The 19064-nt window shown below is 58.5% G+C and carries 13 protein-coding genes; 8 read left to right on the top strand and 5 right to left on the bottom strand.

What is annotated here, in order from left to right; translation table 11 throughout:
- Window positions 1–298 precede the first annotated feature (298 nt).
- Window positions 299–2281: a DNA primase gene (gene dnaG / locus CFBP5473_RS05145; RefSeq protein ID WP_027674310.1), complete on the bottom strand. Its 1983-nt coding sequence runs from the start codon at window positions 2279–2281 to the stop codon at window positions 299–301.
- Window positions 2282–2467: 186 nt separating this feature from the next.
- On the opposite strand from dnaG, the gene CFBP5473_RS05140 reads away from it, so the two are divergent.
- Window positions 2468–2761, top strand: a complete 294-nt coding sequence (locus CFBP5473_RS05140) for a BrnT family toxin (protein ID WP_084631510.1) — start codon at window positions 2468–2470, stop codon at window positions 2759–2761.
- On the top strand, window positions 2724–3053 hold the full coding sequence (locus CFBP5473_RS05135) for a BrnA antitoxin family protein (protein WP_027674309.1): 330 nt from the start codon (window positions 2724–2726) through the stop codon (window positions 3051–3053). The genes CFBP5473_RS05140 and CFBP5473_RS05135 overlap by 38 nt, the downstream gene beginning before the upstream one ends.
- Window positions 3054–3313: 260 nt before the next feature.
- On the opposite strand, the gene CFBP5473_RS05130 is transcribed toward CFBP5473_RS05135, so the two are convergent.
- Entirely contained in the window at window positions 3314–3766 is a 453-nt protein-coding gene (locus tag CFBP5473_RS05130) for a GatB/YqeY domain-containing protein (protein ID WP_037170792.1), read from the bottom strand.
- A 324-nt stretch (window positions 3767–4090) separates the two neighbouring features.
- Between CFBP5473_RS05130 and carA the strand changes: the two genes are divergently transcribed.
- Entirely contained in the window at window positions 4091–5296 is a 1206-nt protein-coding gene (gene carA, locus CFBP5473_RS05125; protein WP_027674307.1) for a glutamine-hydrolyzing carbamoyl-phosphate synthase small subunit, read from the top strand.
- A 283-nt stretch (window positions 5297–5579) separates the two neighbouring features.
- On the opposite strand, the gene CFBP5473_RS05120 is transcribed toward carA, so the two are convergent.
- Complete coding sequence (locus CFBP5473_RS05120) at window positions 5580–7007, bottom strand: MATE family efflux transporter (RefSeq protein WP_051441195.1); 1428 nt, start codon at window positions 7005–7007, stop codon at window positions 5580–5582.
- A 320-nt stretch (window positions 7008–7327) separates the two neighbouring features.
- On the opposite strand from CFBP5473_RS05120, the gene mcpU reads away from it, so the two are divergent.
- On the top strand, window positions 7328–9415 hold the full coding sequence (mcpU, locus tag CFBP5473_RS05115; protein ID WP_027674305.1) for a methyl-accepting chemotaxis protein McpU: 2088 nt from the start codon (window positions 7328–7330) through the stop codon (window positions 9413–9415).
- A gap of 150 nt (window positions 9416–9565) precedes the next feature.
- On the top strand, window positions 9566–10045 hold the full coding sequence (locus CFBP5473_RS05110) for a DUF2938 domain-containing protein (protein ID WP_027674304.1): 480 nt from the start codon (window positions 9566–9568) through the stop codon (window positions 10043–10045).
- Between the two features lie 187 nt (window positions 10046–10232).
- Here CFBP5473_RS05110 and ypfJ read toward each other — a convergent pair whose 3' ends face one another.
- Window positions 10233–11129, bottom strand: coding sequence for a KPN_02809 family neutral zinc metallopeptidase (gene ypfJ / locus CFBP5473_RS05105; protein WP_027674303.1), 897 nt, complete (start codon window positions 11127–11129; stop codon window positions 10233–10235).
- Window positions 11130–11225: 96 nt separating this feature from the next.
- Window positions 11226–11894, bottom strand: a complete 669-nt coding sequence (locus CFBP5473_RS05100; RefSeq protein ID WP_027674302.1) for a glutathione S-transferase family protein — start codon at window positions 11892–11894, stop codon at window positions 11226–11228.
- 258 nt (window positions 11895–12152) lie between these two features.
- Between CFBP5473_RS05100 and carB the strand changes: the two genes are divergently transcribed.
- The 3 genes from carB (at window position 12153) to CFBP5473_RS05085 (ending at window position 19016) form a co-directional block, all read left to right on the top strand.
- On the top strand, window positions 12153–15638 hold the full coding sequence (gene carB, locus CFBP5473_RS05095; protein WP_027674301.1) for a carbamoyl-phosphate synthase large subunit: 3486 nt from the start codon (window positions 12153–12155) through the stop codon (window positions 15636–15638).
- Between the two features lies 1 nt (window position 15639).
- Window positions 15640–16926, top strand: a complete 1287-nt coding sequence (locus CFBP5473_RS05090; RefSeq protein WP_027674300.1) for a UDP-N-acetylglucosamine 1-carboxyvinyltransferase — start codon at window positions 15640–15642, stop codon at window positions 16924–16926.
- A 539-nt stretch (window positions 16927–17465) separates the two neighbouring features.
- Complete coding sequence (locus CFBP5473_RS05085) at window positions 17466–19016, top strand: MFS transporter (RefSeq protein ID WP_037170774.1); 1551 nt, start codon at window positions 17466–17468, stop codon at window positions 19014–19016.
- The last annotated feature ends 48 nt before the right edge of the window (window positions 19017–19064 follow it).

Here is a 19064-nt window from a genome sequence, read left to right as displayed (position 1 = left end):
ACACCTAACGGAATGATCTTTAATTGCCGATTAACCACGGCACTTACTGGCGGAACATCAAGACAGTGCATCCGGAAATACGTGCTCATGCAGTTTCGATCCGCCAAGGTCCATTCCACCTTACTTTTCCTGAAATGGTGATTCCCGCTATTTCCCGTCACGTCAAGCCTTTCCGGCCAGACCAAGGGTTAAAAACCGAAAAAGCCGTCATTACGGCAGAATTTTGCGGGCCTTCACCAACTTATCCACTATTTAGGTCAATAATCCAAAAAGACAAGCCTGCTGGTTGTCGAAACACCTATCCATGACTGTAGGCCGGACCCTTCACCCGCCCCGACATGACACCGAAACCGTCTATGATCGCTTCCTGATTTTCCATCCGGCCTATCTCAAGCTGCACCTCGGAAAGCGCACGCATCAGAAGCCCGACGCGCTCACCATCGCCCGCCTCGGTCGCCTCGGCAATCTCCCGCTCGAGATCGATCTTCTGCCAGCGAAGCGCTTTCGTGCGCTTGTGCAGCGAAAGCGCCTGCACATAACCTTCGCGCGCATCTTCAGGTGCCGCCTGCTCCGTCGCGGTCCAAAGTCTGGCGTTGCGCACCTGCTGGTTCATGGCTTTGACCATGGTACCGAAACCTTGCACATCCAGCCGCTCGATCAAGCCCTCGCGAGAAAGATCCGCCGCACTTTCCGCCGCATAGGTCAGCACCTGAGACCAGAGCCGCTGCAAATCGCGGTTTTCATAGTCGATTGCGGCAATCTCGTCATATTCCTCAAGCAGCAACTGCGGATGATTGACGATGGTCAGCGCCAGAACGCTTTCCCGCAATGCAGGTGTCGTCAGATACCCCTTTACCAGTCCCGACTGGCTGAGCCTGTCCGAGACACGGCCAGCACTCGCAAGAGCCGTGTTGCCCTGCCCGCGCTGTCCACCGCGCCCGTTTCCGCCCGCGCCACCGCGCTGAAAATTCCGATTGGGCATGTTGCCGCGCTGAAACTGCGGCTGGAAAAAGCCGTTCAGCCTGTCGCGCATATCCTGCTGGTAAAAGCGGCGCACGCTCTCATCCCCGATAACGGACACGATCTGCTTCAGACGGTTTTCCAGTTCGGCGCGCTTTTCCGGCGTATCGAAAGTGACCGAAGCCGTCTCCCGGCTCCAGATCATCGCCGCCAGCGGCTTGGCTTCGGAAAGCACCCGGTCGAACGGCGCCCTGCCGTCATGGCGAACGAGATCATCCGGGTCCTTGCCATCCGGCAGAAGCGCGAAGCTGACCGAACGGCCCGGCTTGATATAGGGCAGCGCAAGATCCGCAGCGCGGTTCGCGGCACGAACACCCGCCCCATCGCCATCGAAGCAGAGAATGGGCTGGGACGTCATCTTCCACAGAAGCTCGAGCTGATTCTCCGTCAGTGCCGTGCCAAGGGGTGCGACGGCGTTTTCAACGCCTGCCTGATGGAGCGCGATCACATCCATATAGCCCTCAACGGCTATAACCGTGCCGGAAGATTGGACGGCACGCCTTGCGCGCGCGAAATTGTAGAGCACGTTGCCCTTGTGAAAGAGCTCTGTCTCGTTCGAGTTCAGATACTTCGCCAGCGCATCCGCCGCCATGGCGCGGCCACCGAAAGCGATGACCTTTTCACGCGATGACAGGATCGGGAACATGATGCGATCTCGAAACCGGTCATAGGAAACCGGCACATTCTCGTGCACCACGAGGCCGCAGGCCTCCATTTGTTCCTTGGTAATGCCCTTGGAAGCGAGATGCTCCTTTAGCGCATTGCGGCTTTCCGGCGCATATCCCAGCCGGAATGTCTCGATGGTTCGTCCCGTCAGCCCGCGATCCCGCAAATAGGCGCGCGCACGCGCACCAGCCGAAGTCTGCAACTGATCCTGAAAGAACAGGGTCGCCATTTCCATGACGTCCTGAAGGGATGCCCGCTCACGCTCACGCCGCTCCGCCTGCACATCCGGTTGCGGCATGGAAACACCGGCCATATCCGCAATCTGCTGCACCGCCTCGGGAAAAGCCATGCCATCGAGTTCGGTCAGGAAACGGAAATGGTCGCCGGAAACGCCGCAACCGAAGCAATGATATCGACCCTTGCGATCTTCGCAATGAAAGCTCGGGCTCTTTTCGCCATGGAACGGGCAGCAGGCCCAATAATCACCCTTGGATGCGTTACTCTTCTTCCTGTCCCACGTCACGCGTCTGCCGATGACATCGGAGATGTTCACCCGGTCGCGTATCTCGTCGAGAAAGGAGTTTGAAAAGCGCATTGTAACCTGAAATCTAAGCCGGCTGATCGGCAGTCTTCTATATAAGACCGTCAAGGCGGAAATACCAAGACCGGATGTCGATCTTGCCCGTTATTCACAGCACCATATTGACATTTTGTATATACAGATGAATATACAGTGACGGCGCATGAGTGCCTTGGAAGCTCTTATTGTTTCGGGTTGCTCATGTATGTTGTGAAAAGAGAATTCTCATCATTCGATTGGGATGAGAACAAGAGGCAGATCAATGTCGAAAAGCATGGCATAGACTTTCTAGTCGCGGCCAGAGCGCTTTCGGGAACCCACGTAGAGCGGCGTTCCGATCAGAATGGCGAATGCCGCATTCTGGCAATATGCCCCGAAACGGATCGCCTGATTGCCGTCGTCTACACGATGCGAGACGAAATTTGCCGCATCATATCAGCAAGGGCAGCGCGGAAAAATGAGCGAGAAAAATATCGTCAGCTACTCGCTGGATGACATTCGAAAGAAGATCGCCGACGGAGAGGATAAAACCGACTGGGCCCGCGTCGATGCGATGACGGACGAGGATATCGAGCGACAGATGCGCGACGACCCCGACTGGGCGGAGTGGATCGATGTGGATTGGTCCAAGGCCGTGGTCGTGATGCCCGTCACGAAGAAGTCCATCTCCATCCGGCTGGATGAAGAGGTCATCGATTTCTTCAAATCCACCGGCAAGGGATATCAGACGCGGATGAACGCGATATTGCGGCATTATGTGCAGGAGCAGAAGAGCCGTAACCGGTAGGATACTGTGCACGGTTCGGGCAAAATTGCGCCGATGCGCAAGGGTTCAAAATTACCTATTTGTAATTTGAAGAAGGGCTAAACCGGGTCTACTCTCTGATCATCGACATGATGTCGAGCGTACAGAGTAACACTGGAAGGCCCGGGCGATATCCCCCCACCGCTAAGCTCGATAAGTCAGCGCCCTCCGCAGGCGCACCTTCCAGTCAAAGAAAGGCAGGGCACCCACATATGCCCTGCCTTTCTTATTTGTACTGAAGCTTACTTCAACAATTCCTTGATCTGCCCCGATGCCTTGCCGAAATCGATCCGACCGGGGTAACGCTCTTTCAGAACCGCCATCACCTTGCCCATGTCGCGCAAGCCTTCTGCGCCGGTTTCGGCGATCACGCCCTCGATGATGCCCCGCACTTCGCCTTCGGGAATTTCTTCCGGCATGAAAGACTTGATGATCGCGATTTCATCGCGTTCCTGCTTCGCAAGCTCATCGCGCCCGGCCTTGTCGTAAATGCTGGCGGATTCTTCGCGCTGCTTGATCATCTTGGCGAGAATCTGGAGAATCTCCTCATCCGACACCGGCTCCTTGCCAACGCCGCGATTGGCGATGTCGCGATCCTTGATCGCCGTCTGAACGAGACGGATGGTCGAAAGGCGAAGGGTGTCCTTGGCCTTCATGGCGTCTTTGAGTGCGGTCGAGAATGTATCGCGGATCATGTCGTTCTCCTTGGAAAAGCCTTGGACCACGGCTCATTTTCCGCAGATGGCTTTTCGTCATAATGTGCCGCCGACATAAACGAGCGGGCGGCAATCGGCAAACTATTTGCATAAGCCCTTGATCTCAAATGGCTTTAATTCCGGGGAATCCGCCGCCTCGCGGTTGACCCCGAAAGCCGCTTTCGTTATTTTCCGGCGCCTGCACAGGATTTTAACGAAGGTTACGACGCGAAGGCTTTCGCGCGCCCTTATCCGCGAGAAAACATGACCGCTTTCATCCTGCCTTTCAAGAGGCGGGCCGAACCGGCAGAAACGGGAAACGAGATGACCGAGACAGCTCCCTGGACAACACGCAAACCGACCGCCATGCTCGTTCTTGCAGATGGCACCGTGATCGAGGGAACCGGCATCGGCGCAACCGGCAAGGTTCAGGCGGAAGTCTGCTTCAACACGGCGCTGACCGGTTACGAGGAAATCCTCACCGACCCGTCCTATCTCGGCCAGATCGTTACCTTCACCTTCCCGCATATCGGCAATATCGGCACCAATGATGAAGACATCGAAGACCTGACACCTGCGGCTCGCCGCGGCGCAGTCGGCGTCATCTTCAAGGCCGACATTACCGAGCCATCCAACTACCGCGCCGCCAAGCATCTGGATGCATGGCTGAAGAGCCGCGGCATCATCGGCCTCTGCGGCATCGACACCCGCGCGCTGACCGCATGGATCCGCGAGAACGGCGCGCCGAACGCAGTGATCGCGCATGACCCGAACGGCGTTTTCGACATCGACGCGCTGAAGGCAGAAGCCAAGGCCTGGAGCGGCCTCGTTGGTCTGGACCTCGCCATCGAAGCAACCTCCGGCCAATCTTCCGTCTGGAACGAAACGCCTTGGGAGTGGAACAAGGGCTACGGCACGCTGGGTGAAAAGGACGCGAAGTACCACGTCGTCTGCGTCGATTTCGGCGTGAAGCGCAACATCCTGCGCCTGTTTGCGGGTCTTGATTGCAAGGTCACGGTCGTTCCGGCTCAGACCTCTGCGGAAGACATCATAGCGCTGAAGCCGGATGGCGTTTTCCTCTCCAATGGTCCGGGAGACCCAGCCGCGACGGGTGAATATGCCGTGCCGGTCATCCAGAACCTCATCAAGACCGACCTGCCGGTCTTCGGCATCTGCCTCGGCCACCAGATGCTCGGCCTCGCCGTTGGCGCCAAGACCGAAAAGATGCATCAGGGCCACCATGGCGCGAACCATCCGGTGAAGGACTTCACCACCGGCAAGGTGGAAATCGTTTCCATGAACCACGGCTTCGCAGTGGATGCCAAGTCTCTGCCGGAAGGCGTTGAAGAGACTCACACTTCGCTGTTCGATGGCACCAATTGCGGCCTGCGCATCACCGGCAAGCCGGTCTTCTCGGTCCAGCACCACCCGGAAGCTTCGCCCGGCCCGCAGGACAGCCACTACCTCTTCCGCCGGTTCGTGAACCTGCTGCGTGAGAAGAAGGGCGAACCGGCGCTTGCAGAGCGCTGATAAGATTCAAGCATTTCCAGATAATGAATGGCCCGCTTTTCAGCGGGCCATTTCGTTTTGCAATTCTTTCTTCGATGACCGCGCTCGTGGTTTTAACCCCTCACCTGAGAAATCTATGACTTAGCTTGCGCTAAGATCATGATTTTTCTTCCTCTCCCACAAGGGTAGAGGTAGCGCGCGGCACCGCCCCTCATACCCTTAAATGTGGAAAAGCATTGAAGCGGTGCGGCGCGTTGTCTCTCCCCCTGCGGGAGAGAAAGCAATTTCAACATCTTAGCTTCAGCTAAGTGTTAGAAATTGCAAGTGAGGGGTTTTGATGAGATAGCCTCATCTCTCGTTTCACCAGCAGATAGAACCGCACCGAAAGCAGTATCGACGCCGCCGTCAAACCGACCACGAAGCCGAACCACACGCCTTGACCACCAAAGCCAAGCGGGAACGCCGTGATCCAGGCCAGCGTGAAGCCGATTGGCCAATAGGAAATCAGCGCCAACATGGCGGGAATGCGCGCATCTTTCAAACCACGCAGAAGACCCGCTGCCACGGCCTGAATGCCATCGACCAGCTGAAACACACCGGCAATGACGACCAGCGTGCTGGCATAGGCCAACACTTCCGGCGCTTCCGGCAGGCGGGCATCCAGAAACCATTTCGCCAGAAACTCCGGCGCAATAGCAAAGAGAATGCCGCCGCTGAGCGCAATCACGCAGGCGACGCCATAGACGGTAATCGCAGCGCGAACGAGATTGGTATAATCACCCCGCCCATGCGCCACACCGATGCGGACGGTCGCAGCCTGCGAAAGCCCGAGCGGGATCATGAAGGCAATCGAGGCCAGCTGAAGCGCAATACCGTGAGCAGCAAGCTCGATAGTGCCGATCTGGCCCATGAGGATGGAGGCTGCGGAAAACAGCATGGTTTCGGCAAGGATCGTAATGCTGATCGGGAAGCCGAGCCGCAGCACTTCGAGCAGTGCATGCCAATCCGGTTTCCAGAAGCGAACGAAAAGCTCATAACGGCGTGTCTCTTCACGCGTCTGAATATAGACGACGATGAAGACGAGGCTGAAAAGGTTGACGATCACGGCGGCAATCGCTGCGCCTTGCATTCCAAGTGCGGGAAAGCCGAAATGTCCGAGCACGAGCGCATAGGCAAGAAAGCCGTTAAGCAGCAGCATGGCAATCGTGGCATACAGGATGACACCAGCGCGACCGATGGCGCTGACCAGCCCGCGCATGACGTAAAATAGCGAGGCCGGAAGAAGGCCCAGTTGGGAAATAGCGAGATAATCGCCGGTCAGCTTCGCGACATTCGGGTTCTGCCCGAGCTTAAGGAGAATGCGCTCCGCATTGAAGAAGAGACCAAGCGTCAAAAGCCAATAGGCAATGGCGACCCACATGCCCATGCGCAGCGCACGCCGCGCGGAAGTGGCATCCCCCTGCCCATAGGCATTGGCGACCATCGGCACGACAGCCACAGAAAAGCCGGTGCCGAAAATGAAGACGACGAAATAAAACTGCCCTGCCAGCACCATCGCCGCGAGCTTTTCCGCGCCAAGCTGCCCGACAATAATCATATCGGTGGTGTGGATACCCAGTTGCGCCAATTGCGCACCGATCAGCGGAATACCAAGCGCAAGCGTTGCTCGAAAATGCGCGGCCCATGAACTGCCGCCCTGCGACACGTTCCCGACAGCTGCCGACGAAGACATGATCTCACCTCAAAATAAAAACCGCCTCCAGAGGGACATCGGAAGCGGTTGACCAACTGAATAAAATATTTGCAGTCCCCGCGCAAGAAAAAGGCACGTCGCCTCAAATTAAGCCACCCGTTTCCGTTACGTGAAGAAAAGCAGAGACTTAATAAAAGTATTTTATAAAACATGCATTTAAGCTTCTTTTTACCGTTATAAAATAGACATTGGCAGTTGATAATAGACAATTTCTCGGGTGCATGAAGCACGCCGCATAAGCCGAGTGGCATGTTTCGAACACATCCGGTTAGGAGCCGGGCAATCCGAGGACCAATATCTTGGCCACGAAATCCAACCTGATGACGAAGATCGTCATCTCGGCATCCTGCGTCGTCGTCGCGGCATTTGCAGGCTTCTCCGTTTACATCGACAGCCTTCAACGCAACGCCGCCAGCAGTTTCGTTTCAGACAAGATCGATGCCACGGGCAAGGAAGCATCGCTCAGCATCGCCAATTGGCTGAATGGCCGCGTGACCATGACCGAAATGGTCGCTTCCGCGCTGACCAAGAGTGCCGATCAGGTTACGCTCGACAAGGCTCTGGAAAACGACGTCCTGACGCGCGAATTCAAATCCACCTATTTCGGCGATGAAGCCGGCGTCTTCACCAACTGGCCGCGTGAAAAGATGCGCGATGGTTACGACCCGCGCCAGCGCCCATGGTACAAGGCCGCCGTGCAGGCCAACGCCCCTATCCTCACCGAACCCTATATCGATGCCTCCACCAACAAGTTGGTCATCAGCGCCGCCATTCCGGTGAAGCGCGATGGCAAGCTTGCAGGCGTTGCCGCAAGCGATTTCACCCTGACCAGCCTCGTTGCCATGATCAATGAAATCGATGCTGGTCCGGACGGTTACGCATTCCTCGTCAGCAAGGAAGGCAAAATCCTTATCCACCCGGATGCAGCGATTGTCTCCAAGGCTCTGACCGACCTCTTCCCCACCGATACGCCAAAGATCAGCACCGCGCTCAGCCACACGCAGCTAAACGGTGTGGATAAGATCATCAGCTTCATCCCGGTCAAGGGCCTGCCCTCCGTGGACTGGCATCTGGGCTTCGTGGTGGACAGCAAGGCGGCCTACGCATCGGTCTCCGAATTCCGCATCGCCGCCATTATCGCCACGGTCCTGGCCGTCGCAGGCATGATCGGCTTCCTGATCTTCCTCTTGAGCCGCATGGTCATCAAGCCGGTCACGCAGATGACGTCTGCCATGGAGCAGCTCGCCGCGGGCAATCTCGATGTCGCCATTCCCGGTCAGGAGCGCACCGACCAGATCGGCTTGATGGCAAGCGCCGTCGCCGTGTTCCGCACCAACGCGCTGGAACGTCAGCGCCTTGAAGGCGATGCCGAGCGCAACCGTACGCTGACGGAAGAGGAGCGCGCCGAGCGTGAGCGCCATTCTGCAAAGGACAGCGCAGATATCCAGTTTGCCGTGGACGCCCTTGCGGAAGGTCTCGCCCATCTCTCGGATGGCGACCTGAACTATCGCATCAATACGCCATTCGTGGCGCGCATCGATCGCCTGCGCAGCGACTTCAACGACTCGATCGCCAAGCTGAATGCGGCCCTCGTCAATGTCGGCCACAATGCCAAGGCCATCGATGCGGGTGCGAGCGAAATCCGCCATTCTGCGGATGACCTCGCCAAGCGCACCGAACAGCAGGCAGCATCCGTCGAAGAAACGGCAGCCGCGCTGGAAGAGATCACGACGACCGTGAAGGACTCGGCCAAGCGCGCCGAAGAAGTCGGTCGCCTCGTGGAGCGCGCTCGCGCCAATGCCGAACAGTCGGGCGTCGTCGTCGGTGATGCGGTCAAGGCCATGGAAGGCATCGAAAACTCATCGACCGAGATTTCCAAGATCATCGGCGTCATCGATGAGATTGCCTTCCAGACCAACCTGCTTGCACTGAATGCAGGCGTGGAAGCCGCCCGTGCGGGCGAAGCTGGCAAGGGCTTTGCCGTGGTTGCTCAGGAAGTGCGCGAACTGGCACAGCGTTCCGCCAATGCGGCCAAGGAAATCAAGACCTTGATCAGCGCCTCTACAACACAGGTAGAAGCCGGTGTCACGCTTGTCGGCAATGCTGGCAAGGCGCTCGACACCATCGTTACCGAAGTTCAGGAGATCAACAAGCACATCGACGCCATCGTGCTTGCCTCTCGCGAACAATCGACCGGCCTCCAGGAAATCAACACCGCGATCAACACCATCGACCAAGGCACGCAGCAGAATGCCGCCATGGTGGAAGAGCAGACCGCCGCAAGCCACGGCCTTGCATCGGAAGCTGCGGCCTTGAACGCGCTGATTTCTCAGTTCAAGTTGGCCCACGGCCAAAGCCAGCGCAACGGCTATAGCCGCGCGGCTTAAACCGGTAGGTCATCTCAGATTGGAAGGCCCGGAAATCCTCAGCGATTTTCGGGCCTTTTCTCTATGGAGTTCCCACAAGACATCCCTGCCCTTGCCGCAACTCCATTAGCAAGACATGTTTTTCCCAACACGATTCGGGAGTAAGAATTCATGTGGGATATAGTGTGGCGGGGAACGGCGATGGGCATCGGCGGCACCATTTTCATGGACATCTGGGCCATCATCCTGCACCGCCTCTTTCGAGAGCCCGCAGCAAACTGGGGGCCGGTTGGACGCTGGTTCTGGCATGTGCCGAAAGGCAAAATCTTTCACGACAGCATCGCCAACGCCGAGCCCCATGAAAACGAAGTCGCCATCGGCTGGATCGCGCATTACGCGGTCGGCATCATCTACGGCATTCTTCTGGCACTCATCGTCCCGCCGGGCTGGTTTGAACGCCCCACATTCCTACTGCCCTTCGTCGTCGGCATCGTCACGGTCGGCGCGGGCTGGTTCCTGCTCCAACCCGGCCTCGGCATCGGCTGGGCAGCTTCGAAGACACCCAACCCGAACAAGGTACGCGCGCTCAATCTGGTGGCGCATACGATTTTTGCTTTGGGGATGCTTGTGACGGCTTTGATTATTCGCTGAGCTGAGAAGAAGAGACGTAAGAGGAGACGGTAATCCACCCACTTCCGTCATCCTCGGCCTTGAGCCGAGGATCCACAGCCATCAACGAAATCAAACGGTTATGGATCCTCGGGTCAAGCCCGAGGATGACGGCAGTGGGAGCAGAGCCGCTGAGTTACCCGACTTGGGCAACGTGCCGGAATGCCACTCAAATATCCGCCGAAAACGTATCGCAGTCCTCAACTCGACCACTCTCGAAACCGCGGCGGAACCACTCCACGCGTTGCGCCGAAGTGCCGTGGTTGAAGCTGTCTGGCACGACATAGCCCTGCGTTTTCTTCTGCAGCGTATCGTCGCCGATCTGGTGGGCGGCGTTTAGCGCTTCCTCCAGATCGCCAGCTTCGAGAATGCCCTTCTGCTGGGTGGATTTGCCCCAGATACCGGCATAGCAATCCGCCTGCAACTCCACCTTCACCGACATGGCGTTGGCTTCCGTCTGGTTCATGGACTGGCGCTGGCGGTTGAATTCCGGCAGCACGCCCGTCAGGTTCTGCACGTGGTGGCCAACCTCATGGGCAATTACATAGGCCTGCGCGAAATCACCGGATGCGCCGAAGCGCTGCGAGAGTTCGCGAAAGAATTCCGTATCGAGATAGACCTTACGATCAACAGGGCAATAGAACGGACCACTCGCGGAAGAGGCCGCGCCGCAGCCGGAGCGCGTCTGGCCCGCAAAAAGCACGAGCGTCGGTTTTTCGTAGGTCTCACCGGATGCCTGGAAAATCTTGCCCCAGGTATCCTCGGTTTCAGCAAGCACGGTGCGAACGAAGGCCGTCGTTTCATCGCTGGACTGGCCTTGCGGGCGGGTGCCGGTGGTCTGCTGGTTGCCGCTATCCATCAACACGTCACCGCCGAAAAGCAACGTCAGCGGGTTTATTCCCAGCGCCCAGCTGATGAGAAGAATGAAGACGAGGCCGCCAATACCGATGCCACCCCCGCGACCGCCGGTGGGAATGCGAAATCCGCCACCGCCGCCCATGCCACCAGAAGACATGCCACGCCGGTCTTCAATATTATCCGATTGACGACGCCCTCTCCACTGCATGGTAGTCTCCCCTTGATTAGCGCTGTCGCTAAACGCTAAATCCCTGAAAGCGTTCCAACAAGAACGCCGTGCGTAGATCGGCCCGCGTAAAGATAATCAGGTATTGGAGTAAACGTAAGCGCCACCCGTTTCGAGCGCACGCTGGTAAGCGGGCCGGGCGCGAATGGTTTCCAGAAAGCGTCGAATAGCGGGTTTATCACCCACGCCTTCGGCACGGCTCATCGCCGCTTCGACGGGGAAGCTCATGGCGAAATCCGCGCCGGTCAATTCGCCGCCAGCGAAATAACCCTCTCTCGAAAGCTCCGCCTCCCAATAGGCCAGATGATCGGTCATCTGAGGATCGATCAGCTTGGCCGACACACCCTTGGAAATCATGCCCGCAACGGGCTTGAGGAAAAACGGCATCTGGCCGGGCAGACGCGAGAAAAGCAGCTTCAGCAGCAGAAGCGGCATTGCCGAGCCTTCCGCATAATGCAGCCAGTAGACATAACGGCGATACTCATCCGTACCCTTTTCCGGCCTGAACCTGCCCTGTCCGTAGGTATCGATGAGATATTCTATGATCGCGCCGCTCTCCGCATATATCTTTCCCGCATCTTCTATGACCGGCGATTTGCCCAGCGGATGCACCTGCTTCAGGCTCTGCGGCGCCCGCATGTCCGATCCACGCTTGTAGGTTTTCACCTCATAGGGAACCCCGAGTTCTTCCAGAAGCCAGAGAATGCGGTGGGCGCGGGAGTTTTCAAGGTAATGAACAATGATCATGGGAGCTCTATGCCGATTCAAAAAGAGGTATTCCGGTGGTTCAACAGGTCTACGAGTGCCGCCCGAGAAAGGATCATGCAAGGGCACAGTTTTATGACAAACCAACTTTCCTGTCAGAAAGCGAAGATTCGGGGTTCCGTTCTCAAAAACATTTGCCTATAAGCCGCTTCTAGCCTGAAAAGATTGGAATTGCGCGCCCCGGCCGGTGAAGTTTCACCATGGCCGTTTTTTGCGCAACATGAAAGCGGAACGAGAGCCATGCCGAAGCGCCAAGATATCAAGTCCATCCTCATCATTGGCGCGGGACCGATTGTCATCGGCCAGGCTTGCGAATTCGACTATTCCGGCACACAGGCCTGTAAGGCGCTGAAGGAAGAAGGTTACCGGGTCATCCTGGTCAACTCCAACCCGGCCACCATCATGACCGACCCCGGCCTTGCAGACGCGACCTATGTCGAGCCGATCACCCCGGAAGTCGTCGCCAAGATCATCGCCAAGGAACGCCCGGATGCACTGCTGCCCACCATGGGCGGCCAGACGGCGCTCAACACCGCGCTTTCGCTCAAGCGCATGGGCGTGCTGGATCGCTACAATGTCGAGATGATCGGCGCAAAGCCTGAAGCAATCGACATGGCGGAAGACCGCGCCCTCTTCCGCGAAGCCATGGCACGCATCGGCCTTGAAACACCGCGCTCCATGCTGGCCAACGCAACCGAGATCAAGGACGCCGACCGCAAGAAGCACGAAGCCGCCCGCACCGAACTGAAGGGCAAGCTTTCCGGCGCGGATCTGGACAAGGCTCTGGACGAGCTTGAAAACCAGTGGAACCTCGGCGAGACGGACCGCAAGCAGCGCTACATGGCCCACGCCATGGCAATCGCAGCTCAGGCCATCGATCACGTCGGCCTGCCCGCCATCATCCGCCCATCCTTCACGCTTGGTGGCACCGGCGGCGGCATTGCCTATAACCGCTCCGAATTCTTCGACATCGTTTCCGGCGGTCTCGATGCTTCGCCAACCACGGAAGTTCTGGTGGAAGAGTCGGTTCTCGGCTGGAAGGAATATGAGATGGAAGTCGTCCGCGACAAGGCGGACAACTGCATCATCATCTGCTCCATCGAAAACATCGACCCGATGGGCGTCCACACCGGCGATTCGATTACCGTTGCGCCGGCGCTGACGCTGACGGACAAAGAATACCAGATCATGCGTAACGCCTCGATTGCCGTTCTACGCGAGATCGGCGTCGAGACCGGTGGCTCGAACGTTCAGTTCGCCGTCAACCCGAAGGATGGCCGCCTCGTCGTCATCGAAATGAACCCGCGTGTTTCGCGTTCCTCCGCTCTCGCTTCGAAGGCAACCGGCTTCCCGATTGCCAAGATCGCCGCGAAGCTTGCCATCGGCTACACGCTGGACGAACTCGAAAACGACATCACCGGCGGCGCAACACCGGCGTCCTTCGAGCCATCCATCGACTACGTGGTCACGAAGATCCCGCGTTTCGCCTTCGAGAAGTTCCCCGGCGCCTCGCCGATCCTGACCACCGCCATGAAGTCGGTCGGTGAAGTCATGGCGATTGGCCGTACCTTTGCAGAATCGCTCCAGAAGGCGCTGCGCGGCATGGAAACCGGCCTCACCGGTCTCGATGAAATCGAAATCCCCGGATACGAAGAAGGCGAAGGCTCCAAGAACGCCATCCGCGCCGCCATCGGCACACCCACGCCAGATCGTCTGCGCATGGTCGCGCAGGCACTGCGCATGGGCATGTCCGAAGCGGAAGTGCACGAAAACTCCAAGATCGACCCGTGGTTCATCGCCCAGTTCAAGGCCATCGTGGACATGGAAGCGCGCATCCGCGAACATGGCCTGCCGACAGACGCCGAAAACCTGCGCATGCTCAAAGCCATGGGCTTCTCCGATGCGCGTCTGGCGAGCCTCACCAACAAGCGCCCGAAGGAAGTTGCCGAGCTGCGCAACAGCCTGAACGTGCGCCCGGTCTTCAAGCGCATCGACACCTGCGCTGCCGAATTCGCGTCGCCAACCGCCTACATGTACTCCACCTATGAGACGCCTTTCGTCGGCGCTCTGCGCTCCGAAGCGCAGGTATCCGACCGCAAGAAGGTCGTCATTCTCGGCGGCGGCCCGAACCGTATCGGCCAGGGCATCGAATTCGATTATTGCTGCTGCCACGCCGCCTTCGCGCTGAAGGATGCTGGCTTCGAAGCCATCATGATCAACTGCAACCCGGAAACCGTGTCCACCGACTACGACACCTCCGACCGCCTTTATTTCGAACCGCTGACCGCTGAGGACGTGATCGAAATCATGCGCGCGGAGCAGGAAAAGGGCGAACTCGTCGGCGTTATCGTGCAGTTCGGCGGCCAGACCCCGCTGAAGCTCGCTGAAGCGCTGGAAAAGAACGGCATCCCGATCCTCGGCACAGCACCCGACATGATCGACCTTGCCGAAGACCGTGACCGCTTCCAGAAGCTTCTGATGAAGCTGGACCTGACGCAGCCGAATAACGGCATTGCCTATTCTGTGGAGCAGGCCCGCCTCGTCGCCACCGAAATCGGCTTCCCGCTGGTCGTTCGCCCATCCTATGTTCTGGGTGGCCGCGCCATGCAGATCATCCATTCCGAAGGCCAACTTCAGACCTACCTGCTCGACACCGTTCCGGGCCTCGTGCCGGAAGATATCAAGCAGCGTTACCCCAACGACAAGACGGGCCAGATCAACACGCTGCTCGGCAAGAACCCGCTGCTCTTCGATAGCTACCTGACCAACGCTGTCGAGGTGGATGTGGATGCGCTGTGCGATGGCGAAAACGTCTTCGTATCCGGTATCATGGAACACATCGAAGAAGCGGGCATCCACTCCGGCGACAGCGCCTGCTCGCTGCCATCGCGTTCGCTTTCCAAGGACATGCTGGACGAGCTGGAGCGCCAGACGACGGCGCTTGCCAAGGCGCTGAAGGTCGGCGGCCTGATGAACGTGCAGTATGCCATCAAGGACGGCACGATTTACGTTCTCGAAGTCAACCCGCGCGCATCGCGTACCGTGCCTTTCGTCGCCAAGACCATCGGCGCGCCGATTGCGAAGATCGCCGCCCGCGTCATGGCCGGTGAGAAGCTCGATCCGGCGATTGCCGCTTACGGCGAAAAGCCGGATCCGCGCAACCTGAAGCACATCGCCGTCAAGGAAGCCGTCTTCCCGTTCGCCCGCTTCCCCGGCGTCGATATTCTGCTCGGGCCGGAAATGCGCTCCACCGGCGAAGTCATCGGTCTCGATACCGATTTCGCGCTGGCATTCGCCAAGTCGCAGCTGGGTGCTGGCGTCGATCTGCCGCGCTCGGGTGCAGTGTTCGTCTCGGTGCGCGATCAGGACAAGGACGGCGTTCTGCCTGCCATCCGCATTCTGGTCGAAGCAGGCTTCAAGGTTCTGGCAACCGGCGGCACGCAGCGCTTCCTTGCGGAACAGGGCATTGCCGCTGAAAAGATCAACAAGGTGCAGGAAGGCCGTCCGCATATCGAAGACGCCATCCGCAACCGTCAGGTCCAGCTAGTCATCAACACCACAGACAGCAACAAGGCGATCTCGGATTCGAAGTCCCTGCGCCGCGCAACGCTGATGCAGAAGGTGCCCTACTACACGACAATGGCTGGTGCCGAAGCTGCGGCCCTTGCCATCAAGGCGCTGAAGGCGGGCAATCTCGAAGTCAAGCCGCTGCAAAGCTATTTCTGAGATGACCGATCTGATCGTGAATGGCGGACGACCGATTTCCGGCACCGTTCGCCCCTCGGGCAACAAAAATGCCGTGCTTCCGATGCTCTGCGCGTCGATCCTGACCGATGAACCGGTGACGTTGGAAAACGTCCCCGAAATCAGCGATATCGACAAGCTGCTGAGCTATTTCGCGGCGATGGGCTCGACCATCGATCGTGATCTGGAGGCGGGTCGGCTGACGATCCGTCATGACGGGGAAGTCTTCAAGCACGGCACCGCCGAGCTTCCGGTCGGCATCCGCGCAGCCGTCCTGCTGCTCGGCCCGGTTCTGTGGCGCAACAAGAGCCTGATCTTCGATACGACCGCGAAGGGCTGCGCACTCGGCGTGCGCGAGATTGATCCGCATCTTGAAGTTCTCGAACATCTCGGCGGTCGCATCGCATCGACCAATCCTCTGGAAGTGAAGCTGGACGGCGATCTGACCGGTGCCGAACTCTGGCCGGACTATGCCTCCGTCACCGCAACCGAAACCTTTGCCATGACCGCCGCTCTGGCCAAGGGCGTTTCGACGCTAACCAATGCCGCCTCCGAGCCGCATGTGCAGGCGCTGTGCGATATGCTGACGGCCATGGGCGCAAAGATCGAAGGTGCGGGCACATCGCGTCTCACCATCACAGGCGTCGAGAAGCTGGGCGGCGTAACCGCCCGCGTTCCAGACGATCACCATGAAGTCGCGACCTATCTCGCCATTGGTGGCGTGACCGGCGGGCGGCTGACGGTGGAAACGGATATGGGCCCGCACATGCCCCTCATCCTGCGTCAGTTCGAGAAGCTCGGAATGTCTTTCGACGTGGAAGACGGCAAGATCACCGTCACCGGCTGGTCGCGCGAGATCGCCCAGCCGCATACGCTGGAAATGCTGCCCAAGATCGAAGCCGCTCCCTGGCCTTACTTTCCGGCAGACCTGCTGCCGCAGGCAATCGGCGTTTCCGTCGGCTGCAAGGGCGATATCCTGTTCTGGAACAAGGTGTACGAAGGCGCTCTGGGCTGGTGCTCTGAACTGCTGAAATTCGGCGCCCGCGCCCACCTCTCCGATCCGCACCGCCTCATCGTCTGCGGCGGCAACACGCTCCGCCCGGCAACCGTGGAAGCCCCCTACATCATCCGCGTCGTCCCCGCGCTGCTAATTGCCGCGATGCAGATCGAGGGCCAATCCACCATCCTCCACGCCGATCCCCTGCGCCGTGCCTATCCGCATTTCGTGGAGAAGCTGACGGCGCTTGGCGCGGAAATTTCCTGGCGCTGATTTTCCTTTGTTTCCATCCGTCAACCGGACTTGATGCATTGGTGTCCGGTCTCAATATGCGCATGTGAGGCAAGGCATTGAATGCATTCCAGTTCCAACCTTCAAATCCGGTTGTGACATGCTTCGACCGCGTTTGCCGCAGGGTGGCGATGGTACAAACCCACCACCGTCATACCGGACTTGATCCGGTATCCAGTCAGACCAAGTCCTTGGTCTGAAAGACTCTATCGCCGCGCAGACGCGCGTCGGCTGGACCGCGCATCAAGTGCGGGGCGACGGGTTGGGGGAGCTGTGCTCACGTCAAACCACCCTTGCCGGTTGAACCAGACAGCAGCGCACCTAATGCGGGGTCAAGCAGATGTGCGTCGAGGAACAACCCCTTCCGACCAGCGACTTGGCCTGACTGAATTTCCAATCAAGTCCAGCGTAACGGAAGACATGTCCACCGATGCATCATCGCGCTGCCGCACGCATAAGAATCGATTGCCATTTCCCAAGCCTCAAGCCAAATTGCGCCTCTTTCATTTCGGGAGGCAATCATGCAGGCATCGAGCATCGAAACCACCGCGCCTTTGGCCGGTCGGCGGGAATGGGTCGGGCTGTGCGTGCTTTCCATTGCCTGCCTGATCTACTCCATGGATCTTTCCGTCCTGTTTCTGGCAATGCCCGCCATCGTTTCGGACCTAGACCCCAGTGCATCCGAACTGCTCTGGATCAACGATATTTACGGTTTCATGGTCGCAGGTTTCCTTGTCACCATGGGCACGCTGGGAGACCGCATCGGTCGGCGCAAGCTGCTTCTGGTTGGCGCCTTCGCCTTCGGCGTCGCCTCGGCACTTGCCGCTTTTTCATCTACCTCGCAGCAGCTCATCATCTCCCGCGCCCTGCTCGGTATCGCAGGTGCCACGGTCGCGCCGTCAACGCTGTCGCTCGTCGTCAACATTTTCAAGAACGAGGCAGAAAGGAACCGCGCCATCGGTATCTGGGGCTCCGCTTTTGCGCTGGGCGGCTTGATCGGACCGCTGATCGGTGGGTTGCTGCTGCAATATTTCCACTGGGGTTCCGTATTCCTCATCAACATTCCGGTGATGCTGGTGCTGCTCGCCATCGGGCCTTTCATTCTGCCGGAATACAGGAATGACGATGGCGGGCGCATCGATCTGGTCAGCGTTTTCCTGTCGCTTGCCACCGTTCTGCCCGTGATCTACGGCTTCAAACACATGGCAGCGGAAGGTTTTGCTCTGCGCCAACTCCCGCCCGTCGCCGCCGGGCTTGCCATCGGCGTGCTGTTCATCAGGCGTCAAAAGACGCTGGCGCATCCTCTAATCGATCTCAAGCTCTTCCGCATTCCGGCCTTTACGGCATCGCTGATCGTCAATCTCGCTGGCGTCTTCTTCGTCTTCGGCACATTCCTCTATCAGAACCTTTTCCTTCAGCTGGTCATCGGCCTTTCCCCGCTGGAGGCTGCTTTGTGGTCGGTGCCTTCTGCATCCGTCTTCGCCATCATGTCCTTTCAGGCGTACCGCTTCACCAACCATTTCGGCCCGGTGAAAACAGTTCTGCTCGGCCTGCTCGTCAATGTCGCAGGAACGACGGCAATGGCCATCGCCGCCTATTATCAGAACCTTTACGGAATGCTGGGCGCCAGCATGCTGATCGGCCTCGGCTTCGTACCCGTCATTCTGACCACGACCGGCCTCATCGTCGGCACCGCGCCGCCGGAACGCGCGGGCTCCGCCTCGGCCATTTCAGAAACCAGCGCCGAATTCGGCGGAGCGCTCGGCGTCGCCCTTCTCGGCAGCCTCGGCACGCTGGTCTACCGCATGGTCATCAGTAGCGCGGATTTGAGCGGCTTGAGCGAAACACAGTCCGCAGCCGTTTCCGCAACACTCGCAGGAGCAGTTGAAACAGCCAAAGCGATGGGCAGCGCGGCAGAACCCGCATGGCTTGCCCCTGCCCGCACCGGCTTCTCACTCGGCTTCGCCGCCTGCTGCCTGCTGGCATCCGTCACATTGCTGTTGCTGGCTATGATTGCGAGGAAGGTTTACGCAAGAGCCCATATCGACGAAAGCGCGATTGGCGGGCACTGATATCCAAGCGTGCTGGAGATAAAGAAAAAGCCCCGCAAAACTATGTCT

The organism is Agrobacterium larrymoorei (assembly GCF_005145045.1).
GTDB lineage: Bacteria > Pseudomonadota > Alphaproteobacteria > Rhizobiales > Rhizobiaceae > Agrobacterium > Agrobacterium larrymoorei.
Note: the sequence above shows the minus strand (reverse complement) of the source record. Positions and strands in the feature narration are given on the sequence as shown.

Coding starts and splice junctions, on each gene's coding strand:
- dnaG (WP_027674310.1), bottom strand. CDS start 2,281: ATGCGCTTTTCAAACTCCTTTCTCGACGAGATACGCGACCGGGTGAAC.
- CFBP5473_RS05140 (WP_084631510.1), top strand. CDS start 2,468: ATGTATGTTGTGAAAAGAGAATTCTCATCATTCGATTGGGATGAGAAC.
- CFBP5473_RS05135 (WP_027674309.1), top strand. CDS start 2,724: ATGAGCGAGAAAAATATCGTCAGCTACTCGCTGGATGACATTCGAAAG.
- CFBP5473_RS05130 (WP_037170792.1), bottom strand. CDS start 3,766: ATGATCCGCGATACATTCTCGACCGCACTCAAAGACGCCATGAAGGCC.
- carA (WP_027674307.1), top strand. CDS start 4,091: ATGACCGAGACAGCTCCCTGGACAACACGCAAACCGACCGCCATGCTC.
- CFBP5473_RS05120 (WP_051441195.1), bottom strand. CDS start 7,007: ATGTCTTCGTCGGCAGCTGTCGGGAACGTGTCGCAGGGCGGCAGTTCA.
- CFBP5473_RS05110 (WP_027674304.1), top strand. CDS start 9,566: ATGTGGGATATAGTGTGGCGGGGAACGGCGATGGGCATCGGCGGCACC.
- ypfJ (WP_027674303.1), bottom strand. CDS start 11,129: ATGCAGTGGAGAGGGCGTCGTCAATCGGATAATATTGAAGACCGGCGT.
- CFBP5473_RS05100 (WP_027674302.1), bottom strand. CDS start 11,894: ATGATCATTGTTCATTACCTTGAAAACTCCCGCGCCCACCGCATTCTC.
- carB (WP_027674301.1), top strand. CDS start 12,153: ATGCCGAAGCGCCAAGATATCAAGTCCATCCTCATCATTGGCGCGGGA.
- CFBP5473_RS05090 (WP_027674300.1), top strand. CDS start 15,640: ATGACCGATCTGATCGTGAATGGCGGACGACCGATTTCCGGCACCGTT.
- CFBP5473_RS05085 (WP_037170774.1), top strand. CDS start 17,466: ATGCAGGCATCGAGCATCGAAACCACCGCGCCTTTGGCCGGTCGGCGG.